12 protein-coding genes are annotated in these 11,144 nt (G+C 70.2%); 8 read left to right on the plus strand and 4 right to left on the minus strand.

Going from position 1 to position 11,144, the window contains the following annotated elements; all coding sequences use genetic code 11:
* The 6 genes from E1218_RS32160 to E1218_RS32180 form a co-directional block, all read left to right on the plus strand.
* Positions 1-1,595, plus strand: a 1,595-nt coding sequence (locus tag E1218_RS32160) for a nitrite/sulfite reductase (protein WP_132326813.1), incomplete at its 5' end; no start/stop codon positions are given.
* 76 nt (positions 1,596-1,671) lie between these two features.
* A complete protein-coding gene (locus tag E1218_RS36360) occupies positions 1,672-1,821 on the plus strand; it encodes a hypothetical protein (protein WP_165949511.1) in 150 nt (49 codons plus the stop codon).
* Complete coding sequence (locus tag E1218_RS32165) at positions 1,818-2,504, plus strand: phosphoadenylyl-sulfate reductase (RefSeq protein WP_132326814.1); 687 nt, start codon at positions 1,818-1,820, stop codon at positions 2,502-2,504. The genes E1218_RS36360 and E1218_RS32165 overlap by 4 nt, the downstream gene beginning before the upstream one ends.
* 118 nt (positions 2,505-2,622) lie before the next feature.
* Positions 2,623-3,555, plus strand: a complete 933-nt coding sequence (cysD, locus tag E1218_RS32170) for a sulfate adenylyltransferase subunit CysD (protein WP_132326815.1) — start codon at positions 2,623-2,625, stop codon at positions 3,553-3,555.
* Entirely contained in the window at positions 3,555-4,859 is a 1,305-nt protein-coding gene (locus E1218_RS32175) for a sulfate adenylyltransferase subunit 1 (RefSeq protein WP_132326816.1), read from the plus strand. The genes cysD and E1218_RS32175 overlap by 1 nt, the downstream gene beginning before the upstream one ends.
* Positions 4,856-5,650 carry a sirohydrochlorin chelatase gene (locus E1218_RS32180; RefSeq protein WP_132326817.1) on the plus strand — a complete coding sequence of 265 codons (795 nt, stop codon included), beginning with the start codon at positions 4,856-4,858 and terminating at the stop codon, positions 5,648-5,650. Before E1218_RS32175 ends, E1218_RS32180 begins: the two co-directional genes overlap by 4 nt.
* Here E1218_RS32180 and solA read toward each other — a convergent pair.
* A complete protein-coding gene (gene solA, locus E1218_RS32185; protein WP_132326818.1) occupies positions 5,647-6,780 on the minus strand; it encodes an N-methyl-L-tryptophan oxidase in 1,134 nt (377 codons plus the stop codon). The two genes, E1218_RS32180 and solA, sit on opposite strands and share 4 nt — an antisense overlap.
* 183 nt (positions 6,781-6,963) lie before the next feature.
* On the opposite strand from solA, the gene E1218_RS32190 reads away from it, so the two are divergent.
* Together E1218_RS32190 and E1218_RS36820 are read left to right on the plus strand one after the other, a co-directional pair.
* Positions 6,964-7,191, plus strand: a complete 228-nt coding sequence (locus tag E1218_RS32190; RefSeq protein WP_132326819.1) for a ribbon-helix-helix domain-containing protein — start codon at positions 6,964-6,966, stop codon at positions 7,189-7,191.
* Positions 7,191-8,285 (plus strand): Clp protease N-terminal domain-containing protein, encoded by a 1,095-nt coding sequence (locus tag E1218_RS36820; protein WP_132326820.1) that lies wholly within the window; start codon positions 7,191-7,193, stop codon positions 8,283-8,285. The genes E1218_RS32190 and E1218_RS36820 overlap by 1 nt, the downstream gene beginning before the upstream one ends.
* 13 nt (positions 8,286-8,298) lie before the next feature.
* Here the strand turns inward: E1218_RS36820 and E1218_RS32200 are convergent, their stop codons facing one another.
* Genes E1218_RS32200 through zapE form a run of 3 tightly spaced genes read right to left on the minus strand, consistent with a single transcriptional unit; the run spans position 8,299 to position 10,923 of the window.
* A complete protein-coding gene (locus E1218_RS32200) occupies positions 8,299-9,165 on the minus strand; it encodes a PPK2 family polyphosphate kinase (protein ID WP_202866306.1) in 867 nt (288 codons plus the stop codon).
* A 17-nt stretch (positions 9,166-9,182) separates the two neighbouring features.
* Positions 9,183-9,842, minus strand: a complete 660-nt coding sequence (locus tag E1218_RS32205) for a hypothetical protein (protein ID WP_132326822.1) — start codon at positions 9,840-9,842, stop codon at positions 9,183-9,185.
* Between the two features lie 25 nt (positions 9,843-9,867).
* On the minus strand, positions 9,868-10,923 hold the full coding sequence (zapE, locus tag E1218_RS32210) for a cell division protein ZapE (RefSeq protein WP_132326823.1): 1,056 nt from the start codon (positions 10,921-10,923) through the stop codon (positions 9,868-9,870).
* Positions 10,924-11,144: the final 221 nt, after the last annotated feature.

Genomic DNA, 11,144 nt, shown 5'->3' on the forward strand with positions numbered 1-11,144 from the left:
GGAACAAGAACGAGGAGAACAAGAAGAACGACGACGGCCTCAACGTCCGGGCCCGGATCGAGAACGTCTACGCGCACCGCGGCTTCGACTCGATCGACCCGGCCGACCTCCGCGGCCGGTTCCGCTGGTGGGGGCTGTACACCCAGCGCAAGCCCGGCATCGACGGCGGCAAGACCGCCACGCTGGAGCCGGAGGAGCTGGACGACAAGTACTTCATGCTCCGGGTCCGGATCGAGGGCGGTCAGCTCAGCACCGAGCAGCTCCGGGTGATCGCCGAGGTCTCCAGCACCTACGCACGCGACACCGCCGACATCACCGACCGGCAGAACATCCAGCTGCACTGGATCCGGGTCGAGGACGTCCCGGCGATCTGGCAGAAGCTCGAGGCGGTCGGGCTCTACACCACCGAGGCCTGTGGCGACGTACCACGTGTCGTCATCGCCAGCCCGGTCGCCGGCATCGCCGCGGACGAGATCATCGACCCGACGCCGGCCATCGACGACATCGTCGAGAAGTACATCGGCTCGACCGAGTTCTCCAACCTGCCACGCAAGTTCAAGACCGCGCTCACCGGTCACCCGTCGCACGACGTCGTACCCGAGGTGAACGACATCGCGTTCGTCGGTGTGGTGCACCCCGAGCACGGGCCGGGCTTCGACCTGTGGGTCGGCGGCGGTCTGTCGACGAACCCGATGCTCGCCCAGCGGCTCGGCACCTGGATCCCGCTCGAGGAGGTGCACGAGGCCTGGTGGGGCGTGACCAGCATCTTCCGCGACTACGGCTACCGCCGGCTGCGGAACCGGGCGCGGCTGAAGTACCTGGTCGACGACTGGGGTGTGGAGAGGTTCCGTGAGGTGCTCGAGGACAAGTACCTCAAGCGCAAGCTGATCGACGGCCCGGCGCCCGAGGTGCCCGCGGTCCAGGGCGATCACGTCGGCGTCCACCAGCAGAAGGACGGCCGGTACTACGTGGGCGTGGCGCCGGTGGTCGGGCGGGTCTCCGGCAGTTCGCTGGCGAAGGTGGCCGACGTGGTGGCCGCCCACGGATCGGACCGGATCCGGACCACCGCCCAGCAGAAGCTGATCGTGCTCGACGTCGAGGAGTCGCAGGTCGAGTCGCTGGTCCAGGAGCTCGGCGAGCTCGGCTACCAGGCCCGGCCGTCGGCCTGGCGGCGGAACACGATGGCCTGCACCGGGATCGAGTTCTGCAAGCTGGCGATCGTCGAGACCAAGGCGAGGGCGGCCGAGCTGATCGACGAGCTGGAGCAGCGGATCCCTGAGCTGGACGTGCCGATCACGGTGAATGTCAACGGCTGCCCGAACTCCTGCGCCCGGATCCAGGTCGCCGACATCGGCCTGAAGGGTCAGCTGGTCCGCGACGAGAACGGCAACCAGGTCCCCGGGTACCAGGTCCACCTCGGCGGCGGCCTCGGCCTGGACGCCGGCTTCGGCCGCAAGCTGCGCGGTCACAAGGTCACGTCGGCCGGCCTGGCCGACTACGTCGAGCGCATCACCCAGAACTACCTGAAGGAGCGCAACGAGGGCGAGCGCTTCGCCCAGTGGGTCACCCGTGCTGATGAGGAGGCATTGCAGTGAACGAACGCAGTGAGTTCACCAATCAGTGCAGCGCGACTTGTGCCTGGTCGGCGCCCGGAGCGAAGCGAGGACGTCGATGAGCGAACGTGCCGCACCTCTCTACTGCCCGTACTGCGGGGACGAGGATCTTCGTCCGGCCGAGGCCGGCCATGGCGCGTGGGAGTGCCGGCCGTGCGCACGGGTGTTCCAGCTGAAGATGATCGGACTGCGGGTGACAGTGGAATGAGTACGGATCTGAAGACGCTCGCCGAGGAGGCCAACGTCCGACTGGCCGACGCCTCGGCGCAGGAAGTGCTGGCGTGGGCGCGGGAGACCTTCGGAGACGAACTGGTGGTGACCGCCTCGATGGCGGACGGGGCGCTGCCCCACCTCGCGGCCGAGGCGGCCCCCGGGGTCGACGTGCTGTTCCTCGACACGGGCTACCACTTCGCCGAGACCATCGGCACCCGGGACGCGGTGGCGGCGACGCTGCCGATCCGCCTGATCAACGGGACCCCGAGGCAGACGGTCGCCGAGCAGGACGCCGAGTACGGCGAGAAGCTCTACGCCCGCGATCCGAACAAGTGCTGCGCGCTCCGCAAGGTCGAGCCACTCAACCGGTACCTGTCCGGCTACAAGGCCTGGGTGACCGGCGTACGGCGCGACGAGGCCCCGACCCGGGCCAACACACCGATCGTCGAGTACGACGCCAAGCGCGACATGGTGAAGCTCAACCCGATCGCGCCCTGGACCCAGGCCGACCTGGACAGCTACATCGCCGACAACGGCGTACTGGTCAACCTGCTCCAGTACGACGGCTACCCGTCCATCGGCTGCGAGCCCTGCACGCAGCGCGTTGCCCCCGGCGAGGACCCGCGCAGCGGCCGCTGGGCCGGCACCGGCAAGGTCGAATGCGGGCTGCACACATGACGGTACTGCTGGCCGGGCCTCCGGCGCCGGCGTGGCCCCGGGGCCGTCGCTCCCGGACTTGCCTCGTCGCTCCGGTCGCTCCGCTCCCTCCACTCCTCAGTCCAGGCCGGGAGGCCCCGTGACCGCCACCATCGACGCCCCGGAGGCAGCCCTGAACACCACCGTCACCGAGCTGGACGCGCTGGAGAGCGAGTCCGTCCACGTGTTCCGCGAGGTGGCGGCGGAGTTCGAGCGCCCGGTGATCCTGTTCTCCGGCGGCAAGGACTCGATCGTCATGCTGCACCTGGCCCGGAAGGCGTTCGCGCCGGCCGGCGTGCCGTTCGCACTGCTGCACGTCGACACCGGGCACAACTTCCCGGAGGTGCTGGCCTACCGCGACCGGACGGTGGCCGCGCTCGGCCTGCGGCTCGAGGTCGCCAGCGTCGAGGAGTACATCGCCGACGGCCGGCTGCGTGAGCGGTCGGACGGGACCCGCAACCCGCTGCAGACGATCCCGCTGCTGGACGCGATCAACGGCCACCGCTTCGACGCGGTCTTCGGCGGCGGCCGGCGGGACGAGGAGCGGGCCCGGGCGAAGGAGCGGATCTTCAGCCTGCGCGACGAGTTCGGCCAGTGGGACCCGCGCAACCAGCGGCCCGAGCTGTGGTCGCTGTACAACGGCAAGCACCGGCCGGGTGAGCACGTCCGGGTGTTCCCGTTGTCCAACTGGACCGAGCTCGACGTCTGGCACTACATCGAGCGCGAGCAGATCCCGCTGCCGAGCATCTACTACGCGCACGAGCGGGACGTGTTCGAGCGCGACGGCATGCTGCTCGCCGTCGGCCCCTACTCGCAGCCGCGCGACGGCGAGACGGTGACGAGGCGGGTGGTGCGCTACCGCACCGTGGGCGACATGTCCTGCACCGGCGCAGTCGCGTCGACCGCGTCGTCGGCCGCCGAGGTGGTCGTCGAGGTGGCGGCGAGCGAGCTGACCGAGCGCGGCGCGACCCGGGCGGACGACCGGGTCAGCGAGGCCGCGATGGAAGACCGCAAGCGAGAGGGGTACTTCTGATGAGCACGCTCCTCAGACTGGCCACCGCCGGGTCGGTCGACGACGGCAAGTCGACGCTGGTCGGGCGGCTGCTGCACGACTGCAAGGCGATCCTGGCGGACCAGATCGCCCACGTGCAGACGGTGACGGCGCAAAGACCAGGGGCCCGCGGCGATGGCACTGATTTCGACTTCGCGCTGCTGACCGACGGCCTGCGGGCCGAGCGGGAGCAGGGCATCACGATCGACGTCGCCTACCGGTACTTCGCGACCGACAAGCGCTCGTTCATCCTGGCCGACTGCCCCGGGCACGTGCAGTACACCCGCAACACCGTGACGGGCGCGTCGACCGCGGACGTCGTGATCATCCTGGTCGACGCCCGCCACGGCGTGCTGGAGCAGACCCGCCGGCACCTGGCCGTCGCCGGGCTGCTCCGGGTGCCGCACGTCGTCCTCGCGGTGAACAAGATCGACCTCGTCGGGTACGACGAGGCCGTCTTCACCGGGATCGCGAAGGACGTCAACGACCTCGCCGACCAGCTCGGCATCGCCGACGTGCACGCCATCCCGGTGTCCGCGCTGGTCGGGGACAACGTGGTCGAGCGCTCCGCCGAGACCGCCTGGTACGACGGCCCGACGCTGCTGGAGTACCTGGAGAACGCGACCGGACGGACCGACACCTCGCAGCAGCCGCTGCGGTTCCCGGTCCAGTACGTGATCCGGCCGCAGACCGACGACGAGTACCGCGACTACCGCGGCTACACTGGGACCGTTGCCTCCGGCACAGTCTCGGTCGGCGACCCGGTGGTCGTGCTGCCGTCCGGCCGCCGTACGTCGGTCGCCGGGATCGACAAGGCGGTCGTCACCGCCACGTCGACCGCGGTCGCCGAGCGGCCGTCGGCGGTCGCCGGCGAGGCGGTCACCGTCAGGCTGGCTGACGACATCGACGTGGCCCGCGGCTCGGTGATCGTCGCGGCCGAGGCCTCCCCCGGCACCCGCCGGGAGCTGGCCGCCACCGTGTGCTGGCTGTCGGACCGCCCGCTGACCGTGGGCGCGCGGGTGCTGATCAAGCACACCACCACCACTGCGCAGGCCATCGTGACCAAGATCAACGGTGCGCTGGACCTGGACACGCTCGGAGTCATCGACGCCGCCGGGCTCGACCTGAACGACATCGGCAAGGTGCAACTCAAGGTCGCCGCACCGCTGGCCGCCGACCCGTACTCCAGCAACGCCATCACCGGATCGTTCCTGCTGATCGACGCCCACGACGGGTGGACGCTCGCGGCCGGCATGATCGACGACGAAGAAGGGGAACTGCTGTGACTGCTCCAGCGCTCGTGATCCTCGCCCACGGCAGCCGCGACCCGCGTTCGGCCGCCACCGTCCACGCTCTCGTCAAGTGCCTGCGCGACCTGCGTGACGACCTGCGGATCGAAGCCTCCTTCCTCGACCACTGCCCGCCCACGCCGTACCAGGTGATCGGCAAGCTCGCCGCCGAGGGTGTGGAAGAAGTCGTCGTCCTGCCGCTGCTGCTGTCGTCGGCCTACCACGCCCGGATCGACGTACCGGCTGTCGTCGACGAGGCCCGCACCCGGTTCCCGGACCTGCGGATCATCGCCTCGGACGTGCTCGGGTACGACGAGTCGCTCCTCGACGTCCTCGACCGCCGGATGCGCGCCGAGCTCAAGGACGGCCGCGTGCGGGAGCTGGACGCGCTCGTGCTGGCCTGCGCCGGCTCGAGCGACTCGCAGGCGAACGCGAGCGTGACCCGGCTCGCGCGGCTCTGGGGTCAGCGCCACAAGCTGCCGGTGACCGCGGCCTTCACCTGCGCCGCGTCGCCGTCACCGGCCGAGGCCGTCCTGCAGTGGCGGCTCGAGGGCCGGCGGCACGTCGCGGTCGGCTCGCTGTTCCTCGCGCCGGGTGTGCTGCCCGACCGCGCGGAGTCGACCGCGCGTCGCGCCGGAGCTGTAGCCGTGTCGCGACCCCTGGGTGTGAGCGCCGAGGTGGCCCGACTCGTCCTGCTCCGGTACGGCGTCGCCGGCCTGGACCTGCTCACGCTGGCCCCGGCCCCGCGGCCGACCGTCCTCCGCCCGGAGCTCGTCCGCACCGCCTAGTACCGCAACGGATCGACGAAGGAGACGTCCAGGGAAGGCGTCTCCTTCGTCGCGATCTGGGCCAGCAGTTCACCGACACCCGCGCAGTGCTTGAAGCCGTGGCCACTGTCGCCGCCGGCGATTACCAGCCGGTCCTCGCGGCGGCCGACCAGGAACTGCCCGTCCGGCGAGTCGGTCACCATGCACGGGATCACCTTCACCGGCTCCGGATCGAGATCCGGGAGGTGTTCCGCGATCGCCGCCGACAACTCCGCGATGTCCTTCCGCGGATGGATGTACCGATCGAGCTCGTCCGGATCGACGTCGCGCTCGTCCGCGGCACCGTCCATGCCGACCTTCACGCCGAAACCCTCGTCCGCACCGTGCCCCCACAGGCCGCGACCGTCCCTGAACGCCCAGATGAACGACGGGAAGTTCTCCAGCCGGAACGCCTCGGACGCCGGGTCCTTCGGCTGGAACCAGAACAGCGGCGTACGGCGCGGCGACAGCGGCAGCCCTGGGACGAGCTTGCCCAGCCAGGCACCCGCACAGACGACGACCTGCTGCGCGCGAACCTCGACCGTCGGCGTCCGGACTCGCACCTCGCCCGGCTGCGGGTCGATCGCCGTGACCTTGGTGTGCGGGTAGACCGTGGCGCCCAGTCGGAGCGCCTCGGCGACGTGCGCCCGTACGGTCGGCTCGGCGTAGCAGATGCCCGCGCCGGGATCCCAGACCGCGACGTCGTCGGCCGACAGCCGGTACTGCGGGAACCGCTGGGAGAGCTCGTCGTGGCTCAGCTCGGTCGTCCGGGCACCGGCCTCCGCCGCGGCCCGGCGCGCACCGGCGACCGGACGACTGTCCGGTCCACCGACGTTGAGGGATCCCGTCTGCCGGACGTACACCTCGCCGGTCTGCTCCCCCAGCTCGGTCCAGAGCCTGAGCGACTCCTGAGCGATCCTCGTCAGCCCCGGATGCTCCATGCACGCCACCCGGAACAGCCGCGTACTTCCGTGCGACGACCCGAACGGATGCCCGATCGCCTGCCGCTCGATACCGACCACCCGTACCCCGCGCCGCGCCAGCCGCCACAAGGCCGCCGACCCGAACGCCCCCAGGCCGACCACGACGACATCCGTCCGCAGAGTCTCCATCTCACCACTCTGACCGATGGCGCGGCTCAGCTCACCTTCTGGACCAGCTGGATTCCCGCGATGCCAGGCGATGCGGAGGTTGCCGAGCCAGTCGTGCGGCTTCGACAGGCCCGATGGCCAGATCTGCGGCGCTCTGACGATGTGCCCCGTTCACTGTCGAGATATCGTGATATCTTTCTGGCCATGGCGAAGGACGGGACCAAGAACATCCTGCTGCGGCTGGATCCGGAGCTGGCCCAGCGGCTCCAGACCGTGGCGTCGGTCGAGGGGCGGTCGGTGTCGGACGTCGCCCGGGAGGCGATCGCGGCGCTGGTGGACCAGCGTCGCCAGGACCGCCGCTTCACCCGCCTGCTCGACGAGAACCTGGCGCGCCACGAGGAGTCGCTGCGACGCCTCCGCGGAGACGACTGATGCGCTTCCTCGACCCGTACGACGTCCTCGCCGTGGCCGCCCGGGTGTTGCGGTGCGACTCGGCGGACGCCGTACGCCGGACCGACCTGGACGCGGTCGACCGGGTGCTGGCCGACCTACGGCGGACCGACACGCTGGCCGAGGCCGCGGCGGTGCTGTTGTCCGGGCTGATCCGTGCCCGGGCCTTCGACGGAGCGAACCGGGTGGTCACGGTCGCCGTCGTGCTGCAGTTCGTCGCGGTCAATCGGGCGGACCTGCGGCTCGAGCCGGTCGATGAGTGGGACGACCTGCTCGACCGGCTCCGGGCCGGCCAGGTGACACCGGCGGAAGTGGCCGGCTTCGTCGGCGCCCGGCTGATGCCGGAGCGAGTGACCGCCGAGGACCTGCAGGAGCACCTCCGGACCGAGTTGCGACTGGAGGACGAGATCGCCGCGCGCGGCGGCGGGGAGCTGTGGAGGGGTGGCGGCATGTTCGACAAGTTCACCGACGGGGCGCGGCAGGTTGTCGTGCTGGCACAGGAGCAGGCGCGCATCCTGCAGCACAACTTCATCGGGACCGAGCACCTGTTGCTCGGGCTGCTCGAGGAAGGTCAGGGCCGGGCTGGCAAGGTGCTGCACGGGCTGGGTGTCACCGGACCGGCGGTGCGCGAGCTGGTGGTGGAGATCATCGGCCGCGGCGCCCAGGGACCGTCCGGCACCACGGTCCCGTTCACCCCACGCGCCAAGAGTGTCCTCGACCACGCCTATCGCGAGGCTCGCGAACTCGGCGACGACTCGCTCGACACCGAGCATCTGCTGCTCGGCCTCTTGCGTGACGGCGAGGGGGTGGCGTCCCAGATCCTGACCAGGCTCGGCGCCGAGCGCGAGGAGATCCGGGCGAAGGTGGTCGGCTGGCGCGGACGCAGGCAGCGTGCCGAGTCGGCTGTCGCCGACTACCTGGCCGACGACACCGCATCCACGTGGCCGACGTTCGGCCGGCGCCACCACCTGCTTCACGAGCTCAACGCCGTCCTGGACGAGAACGAGCGGCTGCACGAGCAGGTGGCCAAGCTCCGCGCCCTGCTCCGGAGCAACGACATCGATCCGGACTCGTGAGAATCCGCAACAGTCACGTCGCGGCCAGGCGGTCCTTTTCGGTCGGTACGTCGAAGTCCGCCGCCGGCCACTTGGGGTCGAGCGACTTCAGCGTCTCCAGGAGGACGGTGGTGACGGCCCAGTTGCGGTACCACTTGCGGTCACTCGGGATCACCAGCCACGGCGACTCCGGGCTGTTGCAGCGTTCGAGCGCCGCCTCGTAGGACTCGGTGTAGGCGGGCCAGAGCTCACGCTCGTCGACGTCGCCCGGCTTGTACTTCCAATGCTTGGTCGGGTCGTCCAGCCGCGCCTGCAGCCGGAGCTTCTGCTCCTCGGGCGAGATGTGCAGGAAGCACTTCAGCACCGTCACCCCGTTCGCAGCCAGTTCGGCCTCGAAGTCGTTGATCTGGCCGTAGCGCCGGTTCCACACCGGGGGCGCGACCAGGCTTCGCACCCGCGCGATCAGCACGTCCTCGTAGTGCGACCGGTCGAAGATCCCGATCATCCCCGGCGCCGGCAGTGCCTGCCGGATCCGCCAGAGGAACCCGCGCCGCTTCTCCGCGGGCGTCGGCGCCTTGAACGACGTGATCTTCAGGCCCTGCGGATCCATCAGCCCCGCGCCGTGCCTGATCACACCGCCCTTACCGGACGTGTCCATCCCCTGCAGCACCAGCAGCACACTGCGCTGCCCGCCCGTCCTGCCCTCGGCGAACAGCCGCTCCTGCCAGTCGGACACCTCGGTGCCGAGAGCCTCCAGCGCACGCTTGCCGTCGTCCTTGGTCCCGGTGAAACCGGGCGTCGCACGGGTGTCGTACTTGCTCAGATCCACCGGCCCCGACGGCACCCGCAGCTGCTCCAGCAGCCCGCCCCGGTCCGTCCGGCCCCTCTTCTCCTTCGCCATCCGCCCATCCTGCCCCATCAACCCCGCGCTCGCCGGTTGCGCCGCCGCCACAGCACGAGCTCGGTCACGGCGATCACCACTCCGCTGACGAGCAGAGACCCCATCGCCCAGAGCATGCCGGCCAGGCTCGCCAAGCACTCCGTCTCTCCGCCGGCGCCGCAGTACTCGGCGTCGTACACGAGAACGACGACGAAGAAGGTGACGATCATCAGCGCGAACGCACCGACCGCGTAGCTCGCGCCGCGCACGATCCATCGCCCGGCTGGCTGATCAGTGCCCAGTGCTGCGGCCGCGCTCCTCCGCCGAGCGGGCTGCAGACCGGTTGCGAGGAGAACAGCCGCGGTGAGCGCGAGCACCGCCTCGAGCAACCGCAGCTCGACCTGGGAGTCCGTCCAGACGAAGCGGAAGCCCGGCAGCGCCACGCCCAGGAGAACGAGCAGGGCGGCCAGGCCCATCAGAGCAGCGCCCAGCCAGACCCGAGCCTGGATGTTCGCGCTCGCGACGATCACCGCGGCCACCGCCGGGACCACGGCGAGGATACCCAGCTCGAAGATCCTGTCGCTGCTGCCGAAACCCGAGGTGTCGTCGAACCGGATGAAACGTCCGGCGGCAAGCACTACCAACCCGGTTGCCAGCAGGGCGACCGACAACACCGCGGGACGCCGTCCACCGGTCATCTGCTCAGCGAAGCAGTCCTGAGGTTCACTTCCGTCGGTCGGACCCTTCAGAGACCGATGCGCGTGCCATCCCGGAGTTGGCCAGGGCAATCAGGCGGGAGAGCGCCCTCAGGTACTTCTTGCGGTAGCCGCCTTTCAGCATGTCGGCGGAGAACAGCTGGTCCAGCGGGACGCCGCCGGCCAGCAGGGGCAGGTTGCGGTCGTACATGCGGTCGGCGAGGACGACCAGGCGCAGGGCGACGTTCTCGTCGGTGAGCTGACGGATGTCGGTCATCGCCACGGTGTCCACGCCGTCGAGCAGGGCGCCGTACTTGCTCGGGTGGAGCTCGGCGAGGTGGCGGTGCAGGTCCACGAAGTGGTCGCAGGACGCGTTCGTACGCTCGGCGGCCGCGGCCTCGACCTGCTCGCCCCGCCACGGCTCGGGCGCGACCGGCAGGCCGCGGTGCCGGTAGTCGGGCCCGTCGATCCGGCGTACGTCGAAGTGGGCGGCGAGAGCCTGGATCTCGCGGAGGAAGTCGACCGCCTGGAAGCGGCCCTCCCCCAGCTTGTCGGGCAGCGTGTTCGAGGTGGCCGCCAACGCGACGCCGGCGGCCACCAGCTGACCGAGCAGCCGGGAGATCAGCATCGTGTCGCCCGGATCGTCCAGCTCGAACTCGTCGATGCAGATCATCCGGTACGACGAGAGCTCCTCCACGGCGGCGCGAAGACCCAGAGCGCCGACGAGGTTGGTCAACTCGACGAACGTGCAGTACATCTTCGGTCCGGCCGCCTCGTGCCAGAGCGACGCGAGCAGGTGCGTCTTGCCAACGCCGAACCCACCGTCGAGGTAGATCCCCGGCCTGCCGACGGATGCCGGAGCGCGGCCGCGCAGACGTGACCAGAGACTCGGGGCCTGCCGCGGCCTGGCCAGCACATCGGCCCGCTCCGACAGCACTGCCAGCGCCTCGGCCTGCGACGGCTCGTCCGGGTCGGGCCGATAGGTGGTGAAACGGACGTCGGCGAACCGCGGCGGCGGCACGCACTCGGACAGCAGCCGGTTGGAGCTCACCTCCGGCCACCGCTCACTCAACCGAATCACCATGCGCCCCACCTTATGAGCCGCCCGTGCGCCGGCCACACCGGCGTCACGGCCCGGGATCACGGGAAACCCCGGGAAACTTCGCCACCAGCACGTCGTGACCTTGACCACTTTCTTACTTTCAGTTAGGAAGTTGATATGGCTTGGTGAGGTGACTGACTGAGGGAGTCGGTATGGGCGAACGGCGAGACGCCGCGCGGGTGGGGCGGCGGACGGTTCTCAAG

The sequence above is a fragment of the Kribbella turkmenica genome (genome assembly GCF_004348725.1).
GTDB lineage: Bacteria > Actinomycetota > Actinomycetes > Propionibacteriales > Kribbellaceae > Kribbella > Kribbella turkmenica.

Excerpts from the sequence above, each read along its gene's own strand:
- E1218_RS36360 (WP_165949511.1), top strand. The coding sequence starts at position 1,672 with ATGAGCGAACGTGCCGCACCTCTCTACTGCCCGTACTGCGGGGACGAG.
- E1218_RS32165 (WP_132326814.1), top strand. The coding sequence starts at position 1,818 with ATGAGTACGGATCTGAAGACGCTCGCCGAGGAGGCCAACGTCCGACTG.
- E1218_RS32175 (WP_132326816.1), top strand. The coding sequence starts at position 3,555 with ATGAGCACGCTCCTCAGACTGGCCACCGCCGGGTCGGTCGACGACGGC.
- solA (WP_132326818.1), bottom strand. The coding sequence starts at position 6,780 with ATGGAGACTCTGCGGACGGATGTCGTCGTGGTCGGCCTGGGGGCGTTC.
- E1218_RS32190 (WP_132326819.1), top strand. The coding sequence starts at position 6,964 with ATGGCGAAGGACGGGACCAAGAACATCCTGCTGCGGCTGGATCCGGAG.
- E1218_RS36820 (WP_132326820.1), top strand. The coding sequence starts at position 7,191 with ATGCGCTTCCTCGACCCGTACGACGTCCTCGCCGTGGCCGCCCGGGTG.
- E1218_RS32200 (WP_202866306.1), bottom strand. The coding sequence starts at position 9,165 with ATGGCGAAGGAGAAGAGGGGCCGGACGGACCGGGGCGGGCTGCTGGAG.
- E1218_RS32205 (WP_132326822.1), bottom strand. The coding sequence starts at position 9,842 with ATGACCGGTGGACGGCGTCCCGCGGTGTTGTCGGTCGCCCTGCTGGCA.
- zapE (WP_132326823.1), bottom strand. The coding sequence starts at position 10,923 with ATGGTGATTCGGTTGAGTGAGCGGTGGCCGGAGGTGAGCTCCAACCGG.